Source organism: Paracoccus onubensis (assembly GCF_003591515.1).
In the GTDB taxonomy this organism is placed as follows: Bacteria; Pseudomonadota; Alphaproteobacteria; order Rhodobacterales; family Rhodobacteraceae; genus Paracoccus; species Paracoccus onubensis.
In genome coordinates this window covers 114,742-138,834 of the sequence record NZ_QZCG01000013.1, presented here as the reverse complement: position 1 = coordinate 138,834, position 24,093 = coordinate 114,742, and the positions used below count along the sequence as shown (strand labels likewise).

The following is a 24,093-nucleotide window of genomic DNA, read 5'->3' as shown; positions in this document are numbered from 1 at the left end:
ACTGCCCGAAGATGATGGAAACGCTGACAGGTCAGCGGTTCTGTCTTGCCCCGATCCAGCCGGCAAGGAAGGCGTGGATGTTTTCCGTCAGGTCGTCGGACAGATATCCGCCCTCCTGAACCATCACGGTCGGCAATCCAGCCTCCGCGATCAGTTTGGCGGCCCGCCCGAACCCCCCGGTCGTGACCGACAGGCCGCGCAGGGGATCATTTTCATGCGCGTCCAGCCCAAGCGCAAGAACCATCGCGCCGGGATTGAATTCCTCGATCCGGTTCAATCCTGACGAGATTGCGGCAAGCCAGTCCTCGTCTCCCTGTCTCTTTGGCAGTGGCAGATTGAGATTGCAGCCTTCTCCTGCTGCGCGTCCGGTCTCATGCGCGTAACCGAGATAGAAGGGATAGAAATCCTCGGGCGAGGCATGAATGGAGACGGTCAGGACATCCGCCCGGTCGTAGAAAATCTCCTGCGTGCCATTGCCATGATGCACGTCGATATCAAGGATAGCCACCCGGTCATGCTGCTCAAGCAGGGCCTGCGCCGCGATGGCCGAATTGTTGAGGAAACAATGCCCTGCCGCGGTATCCGCATCGGCGTGATGACCCGGCGGCCGGCAAAGTGCATAGGCGGAATCCGCGCCGTCCATCACCGCGCCCGCCGCTGCAAGCGCCGTGTCGACGCCGCGTATCGCCGCCGCCCATGTGTCGCGCCCGATCGGGCAGGCCGTATCGGACATATGCCATCCGGCGCGGCCGACTATGCCTTCGGGATAGGTTGGCGTGGATTTCTGGGGATGCAGATTGGCGACCACTTCGGCCCCCGCACCGGGAAAACTCTGCCATTCTTTCCAACAATTCTCCAGAAAATCCAGATAGTTCGGTGTATGTATCGCACGCATCGCGGCGCGGTCGGATTCCGGAGGCGTCAGGGGCTCCAACCCCAGCCGCGCCAACCCGGCCAGAAGACGGTCGGCCCGCTCGGGCAGTTCCTTGTTGGGAGAAGGCACACCGCGCAGTATCCAGAAGCGTGGATTATGTGCCACGGTTTCAGGAGCATAGAAGCAGGGCAGGGTGGTCATCGGCATTCCTTTCCGTTCATCTGTATCCGGCCCGGATCAGAAGAGACCGGGAATGCCCGATCCCGGTCCCGGCCTTACGCGCGCGTCAGTCAGAAACCGCTATGGGTTTTCAGAAATTCGGTTTCGTCATCCGTATTCTCGCGGTTCAGTATTGCGTTGCGATGCGGAAAGCGGCCGAAACGCTGAACAATATCATGGTGTTCGCGGGCGAAATGCAAGGAATTGGCATTGCCGAGTGCTTCATACAGTTTGACCGATTGCTCCTGATCCGCCAGGTCTTCGCTATGCATGAATGGGAGATAGAAGAACGCGCGTGCGGTCACGTCGCATTCCTGATCGAAACCCTGCTCCAATGCATGACGAGCATGACCAAGCGCCAGATCGTTGCTTTCGAATGACCGGGCATTGCCGCGGAACATGTTGCGCGGAAACTGATCGAGCGTGATGACAAGCGCCAGCGCATCCTGTGCATTCCCCGCCCAGTGATCCAGACGCCCTGCATGGGCGGCCTCGTAGGTGGGGGTGAAAAGCTGGATGATCTGGCGGTCGATCTCGTCGGATTTCTGGAACCAGTAAGGTTTCATCCCGTCCGAGAACCAGAATTCGTGAACATCTTGCGGGGTTTTGACAGTCATGGCGATTCCCTTGATTGGTTGCGTGCAGGCAGCATGTTACGCTGCATCCCGTATCGTATCGGACGGTGACGTCATCGAATGACGGCTTGATGATCTGCCGGCATTTCGGGGCCGGATCAGATCACTTTGCATGATCCGGACAGGAAATTACAGAGACGTTGTCTGCCTGCGCGAGCAACGGCTGAAACCCGGTGGTGCCTGTGAAAAGCGGTCTCGGATCCGGTGTGCTGAATATCGGCATGGACGCCGCCATTTGCTTGCGCCAAGCTGCGGCCATGAGCCGTTTGCCCCTTATCACACGCATCTTTCTGGTGATCCTCGCCATGCAGGTCATGTTGTTCGCAGCGTTGGCCGCCGCCAATCTGGGCAGCCTGCGAGCGGAAATCGCGCTCGAGACGCGCAAGGGCGCACAGACGGCGCGCTCGCTGGTGCTTGCGACCATCGGGACATTGCAAGCTGCGGTGCCGCCCGAAGAATTGATGACGGCGCTGCCTGAACGACTGGTTCCGCCCCGTCATACCAGTATCCTTATTCTTGACCCGCGCGAAGGTGTCATTCGTGAACCGCAGGCGGAAAACGATTCTCCTGTTTCGGCGCCCGCTTGGTTCGCCACCCTGGTCGCGCCGGAGCTGCAGGAAACCCGTGTACCGGTCACCGCCGGAGGGCGGCTGCGTGGTTTCGTGCATATCGCCACCGATCCCACAATAGGGATCGCGGATGCATGGCACAGCATCCGGACGACGCTTGGGCTTGCTGCGCTGGCCGCGGTGGCGCAGGCTTTGCTGATAATTCTGGCCACCAGACATGCGCTGCGCCCCGTTGGCATCATCGCCGCCCGGCTTGAAGATTTGGCCAATGGTGAGCTTGATACCCGGATCGGGCTCTTGTCCCAGCCCGATCTTGTTCCCGTGGCCGAGGGTGTGGACAGGCTTGCCGCGGCCCTTGAACAGGCGCAGGAGGATCGCAGGCGGTTGCAGCGCCGGGTGGTCAGCCGCGGCGACGAAGAGCGAAAGGCCATCGCCCGGGATCTGCATGACGAAATGGGCCCCTGCCTTTTCGGGTTGCGGGTCGAGGCGGATGCCCTGGCCGAAGCTGCCTCGGATCCCGCCGTTGCCGAACATGCCAGCGCAATCGCCTCGATTGCCGAGGAAATCGCCCGTGTGAACCGCACTCTGCTGGACGATCTGCGTCCGGGCGCGGTTGGTCAGTTGCCCCTGTCCACGGTCATGTCCGATTATGTCGACGATCTGGAACGGCGTTTCCCCGATATCCATATTCATCTCGATATCGTTTCCGGTCTGCCCGAACCTGACGAGGCGACCGCGTTGACGCTGTTCCGCATATTGCAGGAGGGCACAACCAACGCATTGCGTCATGCCGAGGCGCAGAATGTGACGATCCGCCTCTGGACCGATCCGGCGCATTGGCGCATGATCCTGAGCGATGATGGCAAAGGCTTCGCCGAAGACAGCCGCGAAGGCACCGGGCTGACCGGGATGCGCGAGCGGATCACCTTGCTGGGCGGGATACTGGAGCTGTCGTCCGGAGATACTGGAACCACGATCAAGGCAAGTCTGCCTCGGGCCTGGGACCGCGTGAGGTCATGATATGAAAAGCGCATTAGTCATCGACGATCATCCGATCACCCATCTCGGTGCCAGCCGGCTGCTGCGCGACCTGGGATATGATCCGGTCGGACAAGCAATGTCTGGCGAGGAAGCGCTGGCACAGCTGGCCGATGGGTCTGCGCCCGCATTGATCGTGCTGGATATCAGCCTGCCCGGAAAGGATGGGCTGGATCTTATCGCTCCTTTGAAGGAAGCGGCTCCGGATGCGCGAATCCTGATCTTCTCGATGAACGATCAGACCGGTTTCGCTGCGCGGGCCTTGCAATCCGGCGCGCATGGCTTCCTGTCGAAAAACGCCCCACCTGCCGAGTTCCGCGATGCCGTATACAGGCTGGAAGCCGGAGAGTTCTATCTGTCGGCCAAGCAGGCGGTTGCGCTGGCCACTCTGCGTGCCGGGGCATCGGCCGATCCGCTGGGTGCGTTATCCGATCGCGAACGGCAGGTACTGACATTGATCGGACGCGGCCTTAGTCTGCAAGCTATCGCAGATGAACTGGGCGTCAGCTACAAGACGGCGGCCAACACGTCTTCTTCTCTCAAGAAGAAACTGGATGTCGACGGGATCAACGGGCTGATGAAATTTGCGCTGGAAAGTGGCGTATAATGCCATATCCGCCCGAGATTTGGGTGCCTTTTCATGTGTGAAAACGATCTTGTGGATGCCCGTGGCCTGCTTTGCCCGCTGCCGGTGCTGCGGCTGCGCAAGCGGTTGCTTCCCTTGCCGCAAGGGGCAAGGCTGAGGCTGATCGCGACGGATCCGGCAGCCATAATCGATGTGCCGCATTTCTGCGCGGAAGGTGGGCATCGCCTGCTTGCGACGCGGGAGCTGGGTGAAGGGGCGCGGGAATATACCATTGAAAAAGGGGCAATCTGCTCTCTCGGGCGCTAGCGTAAGCCGGAGCAACCAGGGCCTGATCGTTTCCGACGGCCCCCGGATCCGAAAAGGGCGGGCGCTTTGCTGCGCCCGCCCCGTTCGCTTCGTCTGCCGATGCCGTCAGACGAATTTCTTGATTTCGCCTGAACGCAGGCGCGAGATATAGCTGTTCATATCCTTTCTGACGATCGGCAGCAGGCAATACAGCGCGATGATATTGGGTATGGCCATTGCGAAAATCGCCGCATCCGAGAAATCAAGCACCGAACCCAGTTGAATTGTCGCTCCCAGAAAGGCGAAGAAGCAGAACAGCAGTTTGTAGATGATCTCTTTCGTCTGCCCCTCACCGAACAGATAGGTCCATGCTTTCAGGCCGTAATAGCTCCAGGAAATCATGGTCGAGAAGGCGAACAGCACCACCGCGATGACCAGCAGGTAGCGGAACCAGCTGAAGTTGCTGCTGAAGGCGGCGGATGTCAGTTCAACGCCGCTGCTGCCATCCACTGTCTTGATCGCGTCGCCGGCTTCGTTCAGAACGAACAGCCCGGTTTCCGGGTCGGAGACAAGCTGGCCGGTGATGATGATGACGAGGGCGGTCATGGTGCAGATAACCACCGTATCGATAAAGGGTTCAAGCAGCGATACGAAACCCTCGGTAACCGGCTCCTTGGTGCGCACCGCCGAGTGCGCGATGGCGGCGGAGCCGACGCCCGCCTCGTTCGAGAACGCGGCGCGACGGAAACCCTGAATAAGTGCGCCGATTGCGCCGCCGACGATACCGGTTTCGGTGAAGGCACCGGCGAAGATCTGCGAGAAAGCGGTTCCGATCATATCGTAGTTCATCAGGATGATGACCACTGCGGTTCCGACATACAGGATGCCCATGAAAGGCACGACCTTTTCGGTTACCTGCGCAATCGATTTCAACCCGCCGATGATGACCAGAAACACGATGACCGCAAAGATCAGCCCGGTAATCCAGCCGGGAAAGCTTTCGATTCCGAACGACCCCATCACATTGGCGATCTGGGCATGGGCCTGATTGGACTGGAACATATTGCCCCCGCCCCAGGAGCCAAGGATACAGAAGATCGCGAACATGATGCCCAGGAATTTACCGCCGGGCAGGCCGCGCTCGGCAAAACCCTTGGTCATGTAATACATCGGGCCGCCCGAGACGGTACCGTCTTCGTATTCATTGCGGTATTTCACGCCCAACGTACATTCCGTGAATTTCGAGGCCATGCCCAGCAGGCCCGCCACGATCATCCAGAATGTGGCTCCGGGTCCGCCGATCCCGACGGCGACCGCCACACCGGCGATATTGCCAAGCCCGACAGTGCCGGAAAGCGCGGTCGCGAGCGCCTGGAAATGACTGACCTCGCCCGCATCGTTCGGATCGGAATAATCGCCTTTGACCAGCGCAATGGCATGAGACACCATCCTGAACTGGATAAAGCCGAAATAAATCGTGAAGATGGTCGCGCCGATAACCAGCCATCCGACGATCCACGGGATGGAAATCCCTCCGATATCGAAGGAATAGAAGATGATATTGACGAACCAACCCGTTGCGTGGCCGAAATATGTGTCGAACTGTTCTTCGAAACCTTGTGCCAGCGTGGGCGCGGTTCCAGCAATGGTCAACGCAATCGCGGCGAAAAGCAGTTGTGCTGCACGTAATGTCATGATGGAAACTCCTTGCCGTTCAGGGCACAATCGTGACTGGAACCGGGGCGACCTGTGCCAGCGTACCGGCGACCGAGCCGAAGATGCGTGACGACAGGCCCGAATGCCCCATTCTGCCGATCATGATCATGGCTGCATCCTCGGTTTTTGCGATTTGCACGAGCGTTTCGGCGATATGGCCGTATTTCAGGGCCGTCGTGACCGGGACGCCCTGTTCTTCGACCCGCGCCACCATCGGAGCAAGGATTGCCTTCTCCGCGCGCTCCAACTCGTTCTTGCGGCGTTTGTGTCGCTCTGCCAGCTCTTCCGGAGTCAGGAAACTGTAGGGAGACCATTCCAATATATGCGCGATGACGATGCCATCGCCCTGCGCCTTGGCGCGGGTGATGGCGAAATCCAGGGCACGCTGGGATGCCGGACTTCCGTCAAAACCAACGATGATTTTGCGTGACATTCTACCTCCTGATAACGTTTATCATTATTGTTGATGGATCGAGGATAGGCCGGGGAAAGGCTTTTGGGCCAGAAAAAATGTAACGCTTAAGTGAAAACGTGCCGGTCCGGGCGGTCGGTAAGTACTTGAACGCGCCAGGTGCTGCCGCTCAGCGCAGGATGACCCGCCGGGACAAGATATGTTTTTCCTCTTTTCAAACCGGAATCTTAGCGGCATATTCTGCGGCATGACTCGGAAACGACACATCATCACTGCCTCTGCCGCCCCGTGGGGCGCGTTTCCGGCCGTGAATTTCCGTGGTCTGCTTCTTCTTACGCTGCGCTGAGCGGGTCTCCGGGCCTCCGCTCAGTCTGGTCATCGGCCCGGGTTCCTGAAACTCAAGCGTAAGAGACGACCATGACCGATCAGAATCGTGTTTATATTTTCGACACCACCCTGCGCGACGGCGAACAATCGCCGGGCGCGACGATGAGCCATGCCGAAAAGCTGGAAATCGCCCAGATGCTGGACGAGATGAAGGTGGATATCATCGAGGCGGGCTTCCCCATTGCGTCCGAGGGCGATTTTGCCGCCGTCAGCGATATCGCAAAACAGGCGCAATACAGCGTCATATGCGGGCTGGCGCGGGCGCAAATCCCCGATATCGATCGCTGCTGGGAAGCGATAAGACACGCGAAACAGCCACGAATCCATACCTTTATCGGTACTTCACCGTTGCATCGAGCCATTCCCAATCTGGACCAGGACCAGATGGCCGAACGGATCGAGCAAACCGTGACCCATGCCCGCAACCTCTGCGACAATGTGCAATGGTCACCCATGGATGCGACAAGGACCGAGCATGATTACCTGTGCCGGGTGGTCGAAATCGCCATCAGATGCGGTGCGACCACGATCAATATTCCCGATACGGTAGGTTATACCGCGCCGCGTGAAAGCGCCGATCTGATCCGGATGTTGCGGGAACGGGTGCCCGGCGCGGATGAGGTGATTTTCGCCACCCATTGCCATAACGATTTGGGCATGGCCACGGCGAACTCGCTGGCGGCCGTCGAAGCCGGTGCGCGGCAGATCGAATGCACGATCAACGGATTGGGCGAACGTGCGGGGAATACCGCGCTGGAAGAGGTGGTGATGGCGCTGCGGGTACGCAATGACATCATGCCGTACAACACGAATATCGACACGACGAAAATCATGGGTCTGTCGCGCAGGGTTTCTCAGGTCTCGGGCTTTCCGGTGCAGTTCAACAAGGCCATCGTCGGCAAGAACGCCTTCCTGCACGAATCCGGCATCCATCAGGATGGCGTGCTGAAGAATGTCGAGACATTCGAGATCATGAAACCCGCGGATATTGGTCTGAACGCAGCCAATATCGCCATGGGTAAGCATTCGGGCCGCGCCGCCCTGCGATCGAAGCTGAATGAACTGGGCTATGAGGTGGGTGATAACCAGCTCAAGGATATCTTCGTGCGCTTCAAGGCTTTGGCCGATCGCAAGAAAGAGGTCTATGACGATGATATCGTCGCCCTGGTGCAGGATGCCGCCGCGAATACCGGCGACGATTATCTGCAAGTCAAGCATCTGCGGGTGGTTTGCGGCAGCGATGGCCAGTCGGCCGATCTGACGATGATCGTGGATGGCAAGGAAAAGACGGTTCACGCGACCGGCGACGGGCCGGTGGATGCCTGCTTTAACGCGGTGAAGGATATTTTCCCGCATCAGGCGGTATTGCAGCTGTATCAGGTTCATGCCGTGACCGAAGGCACCGACGCACAGGCGACCGTCAGCGTGCGGATGGAGGAAGAGGGCCGGATCGTGACCGGGCAATCTGCGGATACCGACACTATCCTTGCCTCGGTCAAGGCCTATGTCGGGGCCCTGAACCGGTTGATCGTACGGCGCGCGCAGACTGGCAAGGACAGCGACGCGAAACAGATCAGCATGTATTCGCATTAGCGCGTTCGCGGACCGGACCCGATCAGGCCCGGTCATCCGGTCCGCGATTTCTGTTTCCGTGCTGTTAACCCGGAAACATGATTGACGTGGCAGCGGATGCGGAAGAGTGAATTAGGCCGACTTCCCGGGCACATTGCCGCAAACTGCTGCAACTGGGGCTTTCGTCACCTGCATTAGGCCTCTATATGGGGCAACGCTTCTTTATCCCGTGCGATTCCACGGGCAGGGCGGTAGTGGCGGTAAAAATGGGGCAAGGCCGGAAAAACCGGCGCGAAAGGAAGACAGGCATGGCATTCGGGGGATTGTTTTCGACCGATATCGCAATCGACCTTGGAACAGCGAATACGCTGATTTACGTCAAGGGCAAAGGGATCATTCTGAACGAGCCCTCGGTCGTTTCATATCACGTCAAAGATGGAAAGCGGCAGGTTCTGGCCGTGGGCGAGGACGCCAAACTGATGCTGGGCCGGACGCCGGGCAGCATCGAAGCGATCCGGCCGATGCGTGAAGGCGTGATTGCCGATTTCGACAGCGCCGAGCAGATGATCAAGCATTTCATCAAGAAAGTGTTCAAGCGCACGACCTTCTCGAAGCCAAAGATCATCGTTTGCGTACCTCATGGCGCGACCCCGGTGGAAAAGCGGGCGATCCGGCAGTCGGTTCTGTCGGCAGGTGCCCGCAAGGCCGGGCTGATCGCGGAACCCATTGCTGCGGCCATCGGTGCGGGTATGCCGATTACCGAACCGACCGGCAGTATGGTCGTGGATATCGGCGGCGGCACGACCGAAGTTGCGGTTCTGTCTTTGGGTGATGTGGTCTATGCGCGCTCGGTCCGGATCGGCGGCGACCGGATGGACGAGTCGATCATCAATTACCTGCGCCGCAACCAGAACCTTCTGATCGGCGATTCGACGGCCGAGCGTATCAAGACCTCGATCGGAACGGCGCGGATGCCGGATGACGGCAGGGGGGCAACGCTGATGGTGCGTGGCCGCGATCTTCTGAACGGGATCCCGAAGGAAATCGAGATCAGTCAGGCGATGATCGCCGAAGCCCTGACCGAGCCGATGCAGTCGATCTGTGAAGCGGTGATGGTTGCGCTTGAATCCACACCTCCGGATCTGGCGGCGGATATCGTTGATCGCGGCGTGATCCTGACCGGTGGCGGCGCGATGCTGGGAGAGCTGGATCTGGCGCTGCGCGAACAGACCGGCCTGTCGATCAGCCTTGCCGATCAGCCGATGAGCTGCGTGGCGCTGGGCACGGGCAAGGCATTGGAATATGAAAAACAGCTGCGTCATGTGATAGACTACGAAAGCTGAAATATTGGCGCGGAGGCGCTGAATGGCGCAGAAGGGACCGGATTTTGTCGCACCCATTCGCCGCGTTCTGATCGCGCTGATGGCGATTGCACTGATTGGTCTTTTCCTGTTCTGGCGGATCGATAGCCCGCGTGCCGAGAGAATGCGGACCGCGCTGGTAGATCGGATCGTGCCCGGCTTCGAATGGGCAATGGTGCCGGTCACGCGTGTCAGTGAGATGGTCGCGGGGTTCCAGTCCTATGCGCGGCTTTATGAACAGAACCAGGAATTGCGCCGGGAGCTGAGGAAAGCCGCAGAGTGGAAGGAAGCGGCAGTTACCCTGCAAGAGGAAAACTCCAAGCTTCTGGCGCTTAACGAAGTGCGCATCGATCCGGCTCTGACCAGTGTGACCGGGGTCGTCATGGTGGATTCGGGATCGGCCTTCCGGCAATCGGTGCTGCTGAATGTCGGCAAGCGCGACGGGATCATCGATGGTTGGGCAACAATGGACGGTCTGGGGTTGGTGGGACGGATTTCGGGTATCGGGCAGCGAACCAGCCGGGTTATGTTGCTGACCGATCCGTCATCGCGGTTGCCCGTGACGATCCAGCCTTCCGGGGTGCATGCCCTGCTTGTGGGGGATAACAGTTCTTACCCTTTGCTGGAATTCATCGAACAGCCCGATAACGTCCGTGCCGGCGACAGGGCCGTGACCTCTGGCGATGGCGGCGTTTTCCCTTCGGGATTGCTGGTCGGTCAGGTTGCTCAGGGCGCCGATGGCCGAACACGGCTTCGGTTGGCTGCGGATTATGGGCGACTGGAGTTTTTGCGGGTCATTCGCTCACATCCGGAAGAGCAGATGAATGACGCAGGCGGGCTGGTCCTGCCCGGAAACGAGCCGGTTCCCATGGGACCGAACTGGCCCGGACATGCACCCGTTGACGATCTGAATGCGGAATTGCAGCCGGACGGATCCGGGCAGTGATCGAGAATATGCGCAAACAGATCCTGATAGGTTCGGGTCTGTTCATCCTTTGCCAGCTTGTGATCCTGTTTGCGCGGCTGATGCCGCTTCGGGCAGGGGAAATCGGTCAGCCCGGTCCCGACCTGGCCATCTGCCTGTTATTCGCATGGCTCTTGCGCCGCCCGGATCAGCTTGCGGCGGTGGGCATCGCCGGAGTTTTCCTGCTTGAAGATATCCTGTTGCTTCGTCCTTTGGGCCTTTGGACCGCAATTGTTCTTCTGGCAAGCGAGTATACACGCTCGCGTGAGGCGCGTTGGCGGGATCAGCCATTTATGGTTGAATGGCTGCGGGTCTCAATCATGATCGGGGTGATGATGTTGGGATATCGTGTGTTGCAGTTGGTTTTTGTTCTTCCCGTCCCTTCGCTGACCAAAATCTCATTGCAATATATTCAGACTGTCGGATTCTATCCGCTGGTGGTTCTGGGATCACGCTGGCTGTTTGGATTGCGCCGTATCACCGCAGCCGATGCTGAGATGATGAGACATAACCGATGACGAAATCGCCGCATGATGCTTTGAAGAACAGTCGCCGTGTGGTCCGCAGGGGACTTTTGCTGGGCGGCATCCAGCTTGGCGTGGTGATGACATTGGGGCTCCGGTTGCATGGGATGCAGATCAAGCATGCCGATGAATATCGGATGCTGTCGGACGGAAACTCGATCAAGATCCGGCTTCTGCCACCCGCCCGAGGCCTGATACATGATCGCAAGGGCGTTCTGATTGCCGGGAACGAACAGAATTATCGCGTGACCCTGACCCGCGAAGAGGCCGGCGGCGATGTCGAGTCGGTTTTGCGGCGGCTATCGAAGCTGATACCGATGAGCGACGCGCGCATGGAGGAATTGCTGAAGGAATTCTCCAAGGAAAGGGCGATCACGCCGATCGTGCTTGCTGACAGATTGACATGGGAAGAGTTCAGTTCGATCGCCGTGAATGCGCCCGCGCTTCCCGGTGTGACGCCGGAATCGGGATTATCGCGCTATTATCCGCGCGCGTATGATCTGGCGCATGTGCTGGGCTATGTCAGCCGCGTGTCGGATTACGACCTGTCCAAGATCGAGAACCCGGAGCCTGTCCTGATGTTGCCCGAATTCCAGATCGGCAAGCTTGGTGTCGAGGCCAAGATGGAGGATGTCTTGCGTGGCACCGCGGGTCAGCGGCGGGTCGAGGTCAATAACTCGGGACGTGAGATGCGCGAACTCAGCCGGAAAGAGGGGCAACAGGGCAGCACGCTGCAACTGACCATCGACGCGGGGCTGCAGAATTATGCGGAACAGCGCCTTGGCACGGAAAGCGCCGCTGCCGTGGTCATCGACGTGCAGACCGGCGAGCTGCTGTGCCTGTGTTCCTCGCCGAGTTTCGATCCCAACAAATTCGTGCGCGGAATTTCCTCGAAGGATTACACGTCGTTATTGGAGCATAATCACAGGCCATTGGCCGACAAGACCGTGCAGGGCGTCTATCCTCCAGGCTCAACCTTCAAGCTGGCGACGCTGCTTGCCGGGCTTGAAGCGGGGGTCATCAATGGTGGTTCGCGCTTTTTCTGCCCGGGACATCTTGAAGTCGGAGGGCGGCGGTTTCACTGCTGGCGGCGCGGCGGGCATGGGCAAATGGACGCCATCCAAAGCCTCGAACACAGCTGTGACGTCTATTACTACGAACTCGCGCAACGTGTCGGCATCGACCGTATTGCCGAGATGGCGCGCAAGCTTGGAATTGGCGTAAGGCACGAACTGCCCTTGTCGGCAATCGCGCAGGGCATTGCCCCTGACCGTGCGTGGAAGCGCGAAAAATATGATCAGGAATGGCAGATTGGCGATAGTTTGAATGCGGCGATCGGGCAGGGTTTCGTACTGGCCTCGCCCTTGCAGCTTGCGGTGATGACCGCGCGCGTGGCGACCGGGAAATTGATCGAGCCGCGATTGATCCGCGCGATCGACGGGGTGCCGCAATTGCACGAGGAACTTCCCGACCTTGGTGTGGACCCCCGAAATCTGAAGCTGGTACAGGCCGGGATGGATGCGGTCATGAATTCGGCCCGGGGCACGGCCCGCAGTGCCCGCATCGTTGCGGAAGAATGGCGTATGGCTGGAAAAACCGGCACCAGTCAGGTCCGGAACATCACTGCGGCCGAACGTGCCCGGGGCGTGGTCTCGAACGAACAGCTGCCCTGGGAACGGCGTGATCATGCGTTGTTTGTCTGTTTTGCGCCCTACGAAGCGCCGCGCTATGCCGTTTCCGTCGTGGTAGAGCATGGCGGTGGAGGCTCGGCGGTCGCCGCGCCGATTGCCCGTGATATTCTTCTGTTCACATTGGCCGGCGGCTTGCCGCCACTGACTGCGGTACCCGAGGCGCAGCGTGGCGAAATGGAAGCCCGGCACAACGCCATGAAACTTTATAGCCCTCAGCCGCCCAAGCAGGGGCGGTCGCAGGCCTGAGGGATAAGGATGGCGTATCTCGATTATCAGGTTGCACAGATCCCGACCGGCTGGCGCAAGATCCTGCATTTGAACTGGCCGCTGGTTTTCCTGATTTTTGCCGTCGCCTGTTACGGCTTTGTCATGCTGTATTCGGTGGCGGGGGGGGATTTCGAAACCTGGGCCGAACCGCAGATCTATCGCTTCATCGTCGGAATGATCCTGATGATCGGGCTTGCTTTCGTGCCGATGTGGTTCTGGCGCGGCGTATCGGTTTTCGCTTATGTGCTGTGCCTTGTGCTTCTTGCCGCGGTTGAGTTGTTCGGCGATATCGGAATGGGTGCACAGCGCTGGATAGATATTGGTCCCATTCAATTCCAGCCGTCCGAGCTGATGAAGATCGCGCTGGTTCTGCTGCTCGCGGCCTATTACGACTGGCTGGATGCCCGTAAGGTCTCGCATCCGTTCTGGGTACTGATCCCGGTGCTTCTGATCCTGACCCCGACCGGGTTCGTCATGATGCAGCCCGATCTGGGAACCTCGCTGATGCTGATCACGGGAGGGGGGATCGTGATGTTCGCCGCAGGCGTATCCCTGTGGTATTTCGCCGGAGTGTTATTACTGATCGCAGCCCTCGTGACGGCCGTGATGGAAAGCCGAGATACCGAGTGGCAATTGCTCAAGGATTATCAATATCGCCGCATCGACACATTTCTTGATCCATCTGTCGATCCGCTGGGCGATGGTTACAACATCACGCAGGCACAGATCGCCCTGGGATCGGGGGGCTGGTCGGGGCGAGGCTTCATGCAAGGCACGCAATCGCGGCTGAATTTCCTGCCCGAGAAACATACCGATTTCATCTTTACCGTTCTGGCCGAGGAATTCGGGTTTGTCGGTGCAATCTCGCTTTTGGTGCTTTATTCGCTGATCATCGGCTTCTGCCTGTTTTCGGCCATAACCAACCGTGACCGTTTCGGTTCATTACTGACGATCGGGGTTGGAGGCACGTTTTTCGTCTATTTCGCAATCAATATGGGCATGGTAACCGGGATGCTGCCGGTCGTCGGCTCTCCCTTGCCGCTTGTCAGCTATGGCGGGACGGCGATGATGATATTGCTGATGGGGTTCGGTATGATGCAGGCCGCCCATGTCCACAGACCAAGGTGATCAGATGCAGGTTCTTTTCGCAGCTCCGGCTTCCATGTGGGACGGGTGGTCCCCGCCATTGATGGCGGCATGTCCGGAAATGTCTCTTGTCCGGGACGGCGATCCGGCAGCTATCGACGCGATCATTTATGCCCCCGGGGGAGAGATCGAGGATCTGACGCCCTATCGTAACGCCCGGCTTGTCCAAAGCCTTTGGGCCGGGGTCGAGCGGATCATCAGCAATCCCACTCTGACGCAACCATTGGCGCGCATGGTCGATCCGGGGCTTGCGCAGGGCATGGCGGAGTTCTGTACCGGCTGGGCGATGCGCGCCCATCTGGGCATGGACGGCTACCTGCAGGACGGCATCTGGCGGCATGGTCAGATTCCACCGCTGGCGACCGAACGCCGGGTCACCATATTGGGCACAGGAGAACTGGGGCGCGCCGCTGGCCGGATGCTGAGCGGGATCGGATTTCGCGTTACCGGCTGGAGCGCTTCCGGCCGCCCGGTCGAGGGGATGGATGTTCTTGCCGGGGATCAGCTTGATCAGGCTCTTGCCCGGGCTGATATCCTGATTTCGCTTCTGCCCGACACCTCTGCAACCGGGAACCTGCTGAATGCTGACAGCCTTCACCACCTGCCGCGCGGTGCGTGGCTTGTCAATCCGGGGCGAGGGACGGTGCTGGATGATGAAGGGCTGATCAAGTCGCTGGATTCAGGCCATCTTGGCCATGCGGTTCTGGATGTTTTCAGAACCGAGCCCTTACCGTCCGACCATCCGTTCTGGACACACCCGAAAATTACCGTCACTCCGCATATTGCTGCGGAAACACGTCCCGGAACGGCTGCTTTGGTCGTGGCCGAAAATCTGCGCCGGGCGATGCGGGGCGAGCAGATCCTGCATCTTGTCGATCGCTCGAAAGGTTACTGAGCGGAGTCCTTGCCCGATGATTCAGGTGGGATGTGCCCCGCTTTGCCGCCGGGTCCTTCCGGTTTCGTCAAGCCTTCGGATAGATGCGTGTCTGCGGCCTGTTGATGAAGCCTGACCCGCGCGATACGGGCAGCCATCTTTTTCTCTCGGCGTTTGTGATAGGCGCGGATCACCGGCACGGTCATGTAATGCGCTGCAGTGCTGACCAGCAGGCCGATGATCGTCCCGCCGACGAAATAGGGCCAGTAGACATCCCTGATAAAATGGCCGAGATTTTCCCACTGAGCCTGCTCGGGTCCGAAGACCGAGCGGAGATTATACCATAATTCGGCACTGGCGCGCGTGAACTCGCTGAAAATCAATTGCGGCGACAACTGACCCCCAAGCCCCAGAAGCTCGCGTCCCAGACTGACGGCCAGGACGGCGATAAAAGGAAAGGTGATGGGGTTTCCGACGAATGTCGCCAGCAATGCGGCAAGGATATTGCCCCGGATCAACCATGCGCATGTTGCGGCAAGCGCGAAATGAAGCCCGAATGTCGGCGTGAACGAAACGAATATGCCTGCGGCGACTCCGCGGCTGATGCGATGGGGCTGATCGGGCAGACGACGCAAACGGTAAACCACATAGGTTCCGGCCCGCCGCCAGCCGCCGCGAGGATAGAACATATCGCTGGCCATTTGACTATAGCTGCGCGGTTTACGGCGTTTGAACACCTTGAACTCCGATCCTCTTGCCTGTTTATCCCTGCCTGCGAATATTCTGTCACAACCTGCTTACGGCTTCCGCGACGGATCGCGGAACCGGGCAACTTGCGCCACGTCGCTTTCCGCCTCGAGCGCGGTCAGAAGCGCGTGGAGATGTTCATGGTGCCGCAATTCCACTTCAAGCGAGATATGGTAGAAATCTGGTTTGCGGTCCAGGAATTCAAGGTTCGATATATTCGCGCCATGCTGTCCGACCAGCGTGCATATCCGGCCAAGCACACCCGCGTCATGCCGGATGGTCAGGCGCAGCGTGGTTGAATAGGCCGGAGGATGGCGCCCCTCCTGCCAGCGAAGATCAATCCAGCGATCCAGATTGTCCTCGAATTCCGCCAATACGGGGCAGTCGATCGCATGGATTACCACCCCGCGGCCGCGATAGGTGATGCCAACGATCCGTTCGCCGGGCAGGGGGCTGCAGCAGGGCGCGCGAGTGAAATGCTGATCGGCGTCCAGCCCTGCAATGGGGCGGCTGCCATCCAACTCGTCGGAACTGTCGGCCAGATCCGGGTAAAGGACATCCAGAACCTCTTTCGCAGAGTTCTCGGCGCTGCCGATCCGGGCAAGCAGCTCGTCCGCATCTTCCACGCCCATCTGTTTCGCGGCAGTACGCAGCGCCTTGTCGGTTACCTTGCGGCCGACATGCTCGAAACTGACACGCAGGAGTTCGCGTCCCAGCCGGATGAAACGATCGCGGTCTTCTTGTCGGAGGGATCGCCGGATTGCCGCTTTCGCACGACCCGTGACCACGACGTCCAGCCATGTTGCCTGCGGACGCTGGCCCGAGGCTGCGATGATTTCGACGGATTGACCATTCTTGAGCCTGGTCCACAGCGGCACGCGGATACCGTCGACTTTCGCGCCGACGCAGGCATGACCCAGCCTCGTATGAATGGCATAGGCAAAATCGATCGGCGTGGCGCCACGCGGCAACTGGATGACGTCGCCCTTGGGCGAGAAGCAGAAGACCTGATCCTGATACATCTCGAGTTTGACATTCTCGAGAAATTCATCGTGATCCTCGCCGTCGAACTGAGCGGTCAGTTTCTCCAGCCAGTCGGCGGGATCGGCGGCAAAGGGGTTCTTGGTCCGCACGCCGTCACGATATGCCCAATGCGCGGCGACCCCGGCCTCGGCGACCTCATGCATCTGCCGGGTGCGGATCTGTACCTCGACCCGCTTGCCGTCACGTCCTGAAACGGTGGTGTGGATGGAGCGATACCCATTCGATTTCGGCTGGCTGATATAATCCTTGAAGCGCCCGGGCACAGCCCGCCAGCGATGATGGATCAGCCCAAGGGCGCGATAACAATCGCCTTCGGTATGGGTGATGATCCGAAAGCCGTAAATGTCTGAAAGACGGGAAAACGCAAGCTGTTTATCCTGCATCTTGCGCCAAACCGAAAAAGGTTTCTTCGCGCGGCCAAAGACATCCGCATCCAGCCCCTCGCGCTCGAGTTCGGTGCGGATATCGGCGGTGATCTGGCTGATCACGTCGCCGGAATCCTTCTGAAGGCTGACGAAGCGGCGGATGATCGAGTTCCGGGCTTCGGGATTTATGACCTTGAAGGCCAGATCCTCAAGCTCTTCGCGCATCCACTGCATCCCCATCCGCCCGGCCAGCGGGGCATAGATATCCATGGTTTCGCGGGCTTTCTGAAGCTGTTTCTCCGGCTTCATCGAACGGATCGTGCGCATATTGTGCAGCCGGTCGGCAAGCTTGACCAATATCACACGAAGATCGCGCGACATCGCCATGAAAAGCTTGCGGAAATTCTCGGCTTGCTTGGATTGGGCAGAGCTGAGCTGCAAATTCGTCAGCTTGGTGACGCCATCGACAAGCTTGGCGATCTCGTGCCCGAACATCGCCTCGACCTCGGGCATGGTCGAGCGGGTATCCTCGACCGTGTCATGCAGAAGCGCGGTGGCGATCGTCGCGTCATCCAGGCGCATTTCGGTAAGAATGGCGGCGACGGCGATGGGATGGGTGAAATAGGGCTCGCCCGATTGGCGGAACTGCCCTTCATGCATCCGCATGCCGTATTCAAAGGCATCCCGGATGAGTTGCAGGTTGCTGCGCGGATTGTAGTTACGAATCAGCGCGATAAGGTCTTCGACGTCGATCATGCTATGACGAAGACCCCCGCGATCCGCTTAACTGCGCTGACTGGCTTCCAGCATCATGCGCAGCATCCGCTCTTCGGATTCTTCATCGGCGGGTTTGGGGCGGTCCACTTCGGCGCCCAGCAGCAGCGCCATGGCGTCCTCTTCAGGTTCATCCACCTCGATCTGGGTCTGGCTGGCTTCGATCATCCGTTCGCGCAGATCATCGACCGGCTGGGTTTCGTCGGCGATCTCGCGCAGCGCGACGACCGGGTTCTTATCGTTGTCGCGATCAACCGTGGCCGCGCTGCCTGACGCGATTTCGCGCGCGCGATGCGAGGCCAGCATCACCAGATCAAAGCGGTTGGGAACCTTGTCGACGCAGTCTTCGACTGTTACGCGGGCCATTCTTCACCTGTAGAGTTACGAATCGGAGTTCTAGAACGAAACAGAATATCTGGCGATCATGGTACGAAATGTCAAGGCAATACTGGCGTTTCCTGTATCTCGAACGGCGTCATTCCCGCCAGTGCCGAGCGCGGCAGCGCGGCCAGCATTTCCGCGACGTTGCGCCCTGTTGCGGGATGGATCCAATCCGGCGCGATTTCCGCCAGAGGCGCCAAGACAAAACCGCGATCCTGCAGGCGCGGATGCGGCAGGATCAGGGTGTCGGGCGTATCGGTCAACTGGCGCTTGGGCGACAGCTGGACCCATTGTAGATGAGTTTCCGGATCCGGCAGGATCAGGTTTTCATATCCGATAAGGTCCAGATCCATCACGCGCGACGACCAGCGCCCCGTGCTGCGATCACGGCCGAATTGCGATTCGATTTCATGAAGCCGGGTAAGTAACTCATGCGGGTTCAGGATTGTACGTAAAATAATTGCACCATTTATGAAATCCGGACCGGATTCTGCAGGAACCGCCGGAGTTTTCCAAAATCGGCTGCATGCGCTTATTGTAGTATCTCGTTTTTCGTGCAGAATACATGCCGCCATACGCAGCGTTTCACTCGCGCTGGCGATGGCAGAAGGCAGGTTGGCGCCAAGGGCAATAAGTGCAAGTTTATGTTTGATCATCTGAACCTGCTTAAACCTCATGTCGTAGGATGGCGCTTGTCTGTCTGCTTGCAGCATAATGTGGCAGCCGAAGGACGTCTATTCACCCAACACCTTTCGATTGAAGGCAACAAAAATGTTTTACAAGGACGACAGGTTGGCGATTTTCATAGATGGTGCCAACCTTTACGCAGCAGCGAAATCCCTGGGCTTCGACATTGATTACAAATTGTTGCGTCAAGAGTTCGATCGTCGCGGGAAATTGTTGCGGGCTTATTATTATACCGCGCTTATCGAAGGAGAGGAATATTCTCCTATTCGTCCGCTCGTCGATTGGCTTCACTATAACGGTTATTGCGTCGTGACCAAGCCGGCCAAGGAATACACCGATGTCATGGGCCGCCGGAAGGTCAAGGGCAATATGGATATCGAACTTGCCGTCCATGCCATGGAACTGGCCTCGCGTCTTGATCATGCAGTGCTGTTTTCGGGCGACGGGGATTTCCGCCCGCTGGTCGAGGCGCTGCAACGCCGGGGGGTCCGGGTTTCCGTGGTTTCCACTATCCGGTCCCAACCGCCTATGATCGCAGATGAATTGCGCCGCCAGGCGGATAATTTCATCGAGCTTGACGCATTGCGGGATATTATCGGCCGCCCTCCGCGTCCCGAACGGCCGCTTGACGAAGAAGAAGACTGAGCGCTGTGATGGCAACGCCAGCCCAAGGGCGCTGGTGGGCGCTTGTGCTGTTAAGCAGCGGTGTCGTCGGGGCCATGACCTGCTGGTTTTCGGCAACGGCGATTATGCCTCAGCTGATTCTCGAATGGTCGCTGACGCCGGCACAGGCCGGTTGGCTGACGAATTCCGTTCAACTGGGCTTCGTGTTCGGCGCGATTGCGGCATCGCTGGTCAACCTTCCCGATATCATGCGCCTGACCCGGCTTATCGCTATTTCCGCCCTTCTTGCCGGGGCTGCCAATGCGGTCCTGCTGGCACAGCCGGGCTGGACGGTGGCCGTTATCGCGCGCTTCGTGACCGGCATGGCATTGGCCGGAGTTTATCCGCCCGCGATGAAGCTGATGGCAACCTGGTTTGTGCACGGCCGCGGGTTGGCAATGGGCGTGCTGATCGGTGCGGTAACGCTTGGCTCGTCCATGCCGCATCTGTTCAGGGCCGTCAGCGACGGACTGGATTGGCGCGTTGTGGTCATCCTGTCCAGCGCCGGTGCGGTCTTGTCGGTGATCATATTCGCTATTCTGGTGAAGGAAGGTCCCTATGCGTTCGGCCGTGCCGTGTTCGATCCGCGACGCGCTTTTGCCACCTTCCGCGAGCGGAGCCTGCTCTTGGCCAATCTGGGCTATTTCGGCCATATGTGGGAACTTTATGCCATGTGGGCTTGGTTCCTGGCCTTTGCCACTGCGGCCAGACAAGAGGGGACGGCCACGCTGGGATCCCCTTCGTTCTTTGCGTTTCTGGTCGTTGCTTCGGGGGCAATCGGATGCGTGCTTGGCGGCATGCTGTCGGACCGGATCGGGCGTTGCCTGACAACTGCGGGAATGATGGCGATATCGGGGGCCTGCGCCTTGCTGATCGGTTTTGCCTTTGACGGTCCCGCTTGGCTGCTGGCTCTGATCGCGATTATCTGGGGGATCTCGATCATCGGGGACAGCGCCCAATATTCGGCGGCGGTGACTGAACTTTCGGATCCGCGCTTTGTCGGCACGGCACTGACGATTCAGGTCAGCGTCGGGTTCGCACTGACCGTATTCACCATCTGGATGATGCCGCATGTCGCGGCGTTTCTGGGCGGATGGCAATGGGCATACGTCGTATTGCTGCCCGGCCCGCTGGTCGGGATATGGGCGATGCTGCGTCTGCGCCGCCTGCCAGAGGCGGCGCGACTGGCAGGCGGCAAGGGCTGATCAGCCCTTGGCCTTCTGCGATTTGGGCTGACGGGAAGGCCGGCGGGCAGGACGTTGCTGCCCGCCATTATTGCCCGGTCTGCCCCGGTTCCGTGACGGATTGCGCTCGGCCCGGGGGATATTTGCGGGCACCTCGCCTCCGATCACCGGGATTGCGGATTTCATCGCTTTTTCGATTGCGCGAAGCTCTCCGACTTCTGCCGGAGCGCAAAATGCCACGGCCCGGCCATCGCGCCCGGCGCGGGCAGTGCGGCCGATCCGGTGGACATAATTCTCGGGGACATTCGGCAAGTCATAGTTATAGACATGCGCAACCTCGGGAATATCCAGTCCACGCGCGGCCACGTCGGTCGCCACCAATATCTGGGTTTCACCCTTGCGGAACGCCTGCAGGGCACGTTCCCGCTGACCCTGAGACTTGTTTCCGTGGATCGCGGCGACCTTGAAGCCCCATTTGTCCAGCAGTTTCGCCAGTTTGTCCGAGCCGTGCTTGGTGCGGCCGAAGACCATCGCCAATTCGCCCGGATGTTTGGACAGATATTCGGCCAGCAACGCCGCCTTGTCGCCCTGAGTGACGAAATGCACGCCCTGTTCGATCTTTTCGGCGGCCTTGCCCGGAGGGTTCACCGCCACGCGAACCGGATCCTTCAGATAGGTGGCGGCCAGTTCGGACATCAGCTTGGGCATGGTGGCCGAGAACAGCAATGTCTGACGCTGTGGAGGCAGCATCTTCGCGATGCGGCGCAAGGTGTGAATAAAGCCGATATCCAGCATCTGGTCGGCCTCGTCCAGCACCAGATAGGTGGTGGCTTCAAGCGAAATCGCCCGGCGCTCGATCAGGTCGATCAGACGGCCCGGCGTGGCGATCAGGACATCGACCCCGCGCGACAGCCGTTCGGTCTGGACATTGATCGAGGCGCCGCCGACAACACGAAAGCTGCGGATCGGGGTGCCTTCGGCATAAGCATCGATATTCTGTGCGATCTGGGTTGCCAGTTCGCGGGTCGGCGCAAGGATCAATGCGCGGCAGGTCTTCGGATCGGGTTTCCTGCCATGCTTTATCAACCGTGTCAGCATCGGCAGGCCGAAAGCGGCGGTCTTGCCCGTGCCGGTTTGCGCCAGCCCCAGCACATCGCGGCCTTCCACGACTGCCGGAATGGCCTGATCCTGGATAGGTGTGGGCTGGTTCAGCCCCATTGCTACGATATTCGCATTGATGCGCGGATCGATCCCCATCTCCGCGAAGGGTCCGGTTGGAAGCGGATCGCGCGACGGCGCCCGGCGGCCCTCATTCGCAGCGGCGTGATGCCGGGCGGGGCGGGGGGTGTTTTTGTTGCCGCGGAATTGGCGGCGTGGTCTGTTCTGTTCCATAAAATACTTTCATCCCCGCATCCCCCGTATCGGACGCGTGGGCAGATGCCGCGGCGTAAAGCTGCGGTAAACACGAGTGGTGCGGGCGCGATACGAGGATGCCCGCATGCCTCCCCGCGTGAATGGGAAACTGGATGATATGTCGCGGCTTGTAGCGTTAAAGACGCGGCTGCTCACGCGGCAGCGAGCGGCGACTTGGCTCAGATGGAGGGTGGCGGGCGATAAGTCAAGTGATTTCCGAGTGCCATCGCGGCATGAGCCGGAGCGGATGCACAATTGCTGACCGGACCCGGATCATGCCGATGGATGAATGTCAGCGTAAGGATGCAAGAATGCGGGCCCAGCTTCTTGCGCCTTTCTGAAAACTTTCGACATCGTATTTCTCATTCGGGGAATGAATCCGGTCGTCGTCGCGCCCAAAGCCGATCAGCATCGAATCCATATCGAGGATCTGTTTGAAATCCCCCGCGATGGGAATCGAGCCGCCCGAACCGATATAGGCCGCCTCGCGTTCCCATTCATCGGTCAGTGCCTGTTTGGCCAGGGCGAATGCCGGATCGGAAATATCCATGACACTGGCCGGCCCGCCGCCATGCTCGTGGAATTCAACGCTGCAATCCTCCGGGACATGGGCGCGGATATGCTCACGGAAGGCGGCGCGGATCTTTTCAGAATCCTGCTTGCCGGTCAGGCGGAAGCTGACCTTGGCGCGGGCCTCTGCGGGAAGAACCGTCTTGAACCCGTCGCCGGCATAGCCCCCCGCGATGCCGTTGATCTCGGCCGTGGGGCGGTTCCAGACCATTTCCAGCGATGTCCGGCCCTTTTCACCGATAGGCTGGCTCAGTCCGACTTTACTCAGAAAATCCGTCGCATCGAAACCAAGCGCCGCCCAGTCCCGCGCCAGAGAGTCGTCAAGATCGTTCACACCATCATAAAAGCCGGGCAGGGTGACCCGCCCGTCGCTGTCTTTCAACGCGCCAAGAGCCTGCGCCAGGATCATGATCGGATTGGCGGCCAGACCTCCGAACATGCCCGAATGCAGATCGCGGTCGGCAGCGCGGATGACGACCTCTTCGCCGACAAGCCCGCGAAGCTGGGTGGTGATGGCGGGGCGGCCATCCGAATACAGGCCGGTGTCGCAGATCATCGCCAGCGATGCGCGCAGCTCGTCGGCATGTTCCCGAAGGAAGGGACGCAGCGAGGGTGAACCCGATTCCTCTTCGCCCTCGAACAGCAGGATAAGGTCGGTGGGCAGGCTGCCATGCACCGCTTTCCACGCCCGGAACGCTTCAACAAAGGTCATCAGCTGGCCTTTGTCGTCAGAGGCGCCCCGCCCACGGATTACCTTGCCGTTATCGCCTGTCTGGAGCTCGGGTTCGAAGGGCGGACGGTCCCAGAGTTCAAGCGGATCGACCGGCTGCACATCATAGTGACCATAGAACAGCAGCGAACGCGCATTGCCCCGGGGCGAGTGGGCAACGACCATCGGATGCCCGGTCGTATCGTGAACCCTAGCCTCGAAACCCAGTTGCTGCAATTCGCCTTGAAGCCATTCCGCCGCCTTGCGGACATCGCCGCGATAGGCTGGATCGGTCGAAACCGACGGAATGCGCAGAAAGTCCAGCAGCCGCGCCAAGGCGTCGTCCTGTCCAGCGTCAAGTTGTGCAAGCACTTCGTCGAGTCGTGCCTTGTCCGTCATTTCCATATCCTTTCCGACTGAAACACTTGGTTTTTCG

At 59.4% G+C, this 24,093-nt stretch carries 22 protein-coding genes; 12 read left to right on the top strand and 10 right to left on the bottom strand.

Going from position 1 to position 24,093, the window contains the following annotated elements:
- Positions 1-31: 31 nt before the first annotated feature.
- On the bottom strand, positions 32-1,075 hold the full coding sequence (locus tag D3P04_RS18180; RefSeq protein ID WP_119751278.1) for a histone deacetylase family protein: 1,044 nt from the start codon (positions 1,073-1,075) through the stop codon (positions 32-34).
- Between the two features lie 89 nt (positions 1,076-1,164).
- Complete coding sequence (locus D3P04_RS18175; RefSeq protein ID WP_119751277.1) at positions 1,165-1,710, bottom strand: DUF924 family protein; 546 nt, start codon at positions 1,708-1,710, stop codon at positions 1,165-1,167.
- Positions 1,711-1,985: 275 nt separating this feature from the next.
- Here D3P04_RS18175 and D3P04_RS18170 point away from each other — a divergent pair, with 275 nt between their 5' ends.
- The 3 genes from D3P04_RS18170 to D3P04_RS18160 are packed head-to-tail and all read left to right on the top strand — an operon-like array spanning position 1,986 to position 4,227.
- The gene (locus D3P04_RS18170) at positions 1,986-3,317 is read left to right on the top strand and encodes a histidine kinase (protein WP_182912920.1); all 1,332 of its coding nucleotides are present in this window, start codon (positions 1,986-1,988) and stop codon (positions 3,315-3,317) included.
- Between the two features lies 1 nt (position 3,318).
- On the top strand, positions 3,319-3,942 hold the full coding sequence (locus D3P04_RS18165; RefSeq protein ID WP_119751275.1) for a response regulator: 624 nt from the start codon (positions 3,319-3,321) through the stop codon (positions 3,940-3,942).
- Positions 3,943-3,975: 33 nt separating this feature from the next.
- Positions 3,976-4,227, top strand: a complete 252-nt coding sequence (locus D3P04_RS18160; protein ID WP_119751274.1) for a sulfurtransferase TusA family protein — start codon at positions 3,976-3,978, stop codon at positions 4,225-4,227.
- Positions 4,228-4,332: 105 nt separating this feature from the next.
- Here the strand turns inward: D3P04_RS18160 and D3P04_RS18155 are convergent, their stop codons facing one another.
- Both D3P04_RS18155 and D3P04_RS18150 read right to left on the bottom strand, forming a co-directional pair.
- Entirely contained in the window at positions 4,333-5,901 is a 1,569-nt protein-coding gene (locus D3P04_RS18155) for an alanine/glycine:cation symporter family protein (protein WP_119751273.1), read from the bottom strand.
- Between the two features lie 19 nt (positions 5,902-5,920).
- Complete coding sequence (locus D3P04_RS18150) at positions 5,921-6,355, bottom strand: universal stress protein (protein ID WP_119751272.1); 435 nt, start codon at positions 6,353-6,355, stop codon at positions 5,921-5,923.
- Between the two features lie 396 nt (positions 6,356-6,751).
- On the opposite strand from D3P04_RS18150, the gene D3P04_RS18145 reads away from it, so the two are divergent.
- The 7 genes from D3P04_RS18145 to D3P04_RS18115 all read left to right on the top strand — a co-directional run bounded on the left by D3P04_RS18145 (position 6,752) and on the right by D3P04_RS18115 (position 15,141).
- Positions 6,752-8,314, top strand: a complete 1,563-nt coding sequence (locus tag D3P04_RS18145) for a 2-isopropylmalate synthase (RefSeq protein WP_119751271.1) — start codon at positions 6,752-6,754, stop codon at positions 8,312-8,314.
- Positions 8,315-8,601: 287 nt separating this feature from the next.
- Positions 8,602-9,636 carry a rod shape-determining protein gene (locus D3P04_RS18140; RefSeq protein WP_119751270.1) on the top strand — a complete coding sequence of 345 codons (1,035 nt, stop codon included), beginning with the start codon at positions 8,602-8,604 and terminating at the stop codon, positions 9,634-9,636.
- A 22-nt stretch (positions 9,637-9,658) separates the two neighbouring features.
- A complete protein-coding gene (gene mreC / locus D3P04_RS18135; RefSeq protein ID WP_119751269.1) occupies positions 9,659-10,600 on the top strand; it encodes a rod shape-determining protein MreC in 942 nt (313 codons plus the stop codon).
- The gene (locus D3P04_RS18130; protein WP_119751268.1) at positions 10,597-11,136 is read left to right on the top strand and encodes a rod shape-determining protein MreD; all 540 of its coding nucleotides are present in this window, start codon (positions 10,597-10,599) and stop codon (positions 11,134-11,136) included. The genes mreC and D3P04_RS18130 overlap by 4 nt, the downstream gene beginning before the upstream one ends.
- Positions 11,133-13,079: a penicillin-binding protein 2 gene (gene mrdA, locus D3P04_RS18125; RefSeq protein WP_119751267.1), complete on the top strand. Its 1,947-nt coding sequence runs from the start codon at positions 11,133-11,135 to the stop codon at positions 13,077-13,079. Before D3P04_RS18130 ends, mrdA begins: the two co-directional genes overlap by 4 nt.
- Positions 13,080-13,088: 9 nt before the next feature.
- Positions 13,089-14,228, top strand: coding sequence for a rod shape-determining protein RodA (rodA, locus tag D3P04_RS18120; RefSeq protein ID WP_119751266.1), 1,140 nt, complete (start codon positions 13,089-13,091; stop codon positions 14,226-14,228).
- Between the two features lie 4 nt (positions 14,229-14,232).
- Positions 14,233-15,141, top strand: coding sequence for a 2-hydroxyacid dehydrogenase (locus D3P04_RS18115; protein WP_119751319.1), 909 nt, complete (start codon positions 14,233-14,235; stop codon positions 15,139-15,141).
- On the opposite strand, the gene D3P04_RS18110 is transcribed toward D3P04_RS18115, so the two are convergent.
- The 4 genes from D3P04_RS18110 to folK all read right to left on the bottom strand — a co-directional run bounded on the left by D3P04_RS18110 (position 15,135) and on the right by folK (position 19,144).
- Entirely contained in the window at positions 15,135-15,857 is a 723-nt protein-coding gene (locus D3P04_RS18110; RefSeq protein WP_232845077.1) for a DUF2062 domain-containing protein, read from the bottom strand. The two genes, D3P04_RS18115 and D3P04_RS18110, sit on opposite strands and share 7 nt — an antisense overlap.
- A gap of 60 nt (positions 15,858-15,917) precedes the next feature.
- Entirely contained in the window at positions 15,918-18,032 is a 2,115-nt protein-coding gene (locus D3P04_RS18105) for a RelA/SpoT family protein (protein ID WP_119751264.1), read from the bottom strand.
- Between the two features lie 27 nt (positions 18,033-18,059).
- Positions 18,060-18,416 (bottom strand): DNA-directed RNA polymerase subunit omega, encoded by a 357-nt coding sequence (gene rpoZ / locus D3P04_RS18100; RefSeq protein WP_119751263.1) that lies wholly within the window; start codon positions 18,414-18,416, stop codon positions 18,060-18,062.
- Positions 18,417-18,487: 71 nt separating this feature from the next.
- Positions 18,488-19,144, bottom strand: a complete 657-nt coding sequence (gene folK, locus D3P04_RS18095; RefSeq protein WP_232845076.1) for a 2-amino-4-hydroxy-6-hydroxymethyldihydropteridine diphosphokinase — start codon at positions 19,142-19,144, stop codon at positions 18,488-18,490.
- Between the two features lie 58 nt (positions 19,145-19,202).
- On the opposite strand from folK, the gene D3P04_RS18090 reads away from it, so the two are divergent.
- Both D3P04_RS18090 and D3P04_RS18085 read left to right on the top strand, forming a co-directional pair.
- A complete protein-coding gene (locus D3P04_RS18090; protein ID WP_119751261.1) occupies positions 19,203-19,763 on the top strand; it encodes a LabA-like NYN domain-containing protein in 561 nt (186 codons plus the stop codon).
- A gap of 8 nt (positions 19,764-19,771) precedes the next feature.
- Positions 19,772-20,986 carry an MFS transporter gene (locus tag D3P04_RS18085; protein ID WP_119751260.1) on the top strand — a complete coding sequence of 405 codons (1,215 nt, stop codon included), beginning with the start codon at positions 19,772-19,774 and terminating at the stop codon, positions 20,984-20,986.
- Here the strand turns inward: D3P04_RS18085 and D3P04_RS18080 are convergent, their stop codons facing one another.
- Together D3P04_RS18080 and D3P04_RS18075 are read right to left on the bottom strand one after the other, a co-directional pair.
- Positions 20,987-22,222: a DEAD/DEAH box helicase gene (locus D3P04_RS18080; RefSeq protein WP_182912926.1), complete on the bottom strand. Its 1,236-nt coding sequence runs from the start codon at positions 22,220-22,222 to the stop codon at positions 20,987-20,989.
- Between the two features lie 448 nt (positions 22,223-22,670).
- Positions 22,671-24,056, bottom strand: a complete 1,386-nt coding sequence (locus D3P04_RS18075) for a dipeptidase (RefSeq protein ID WP_119751318.1) — start codon at positions 24,054-24,056, stop codon at positions 22,671-22,673.
- Positions 24,057-24,093 lie beyond the last annotated feature (37 nt).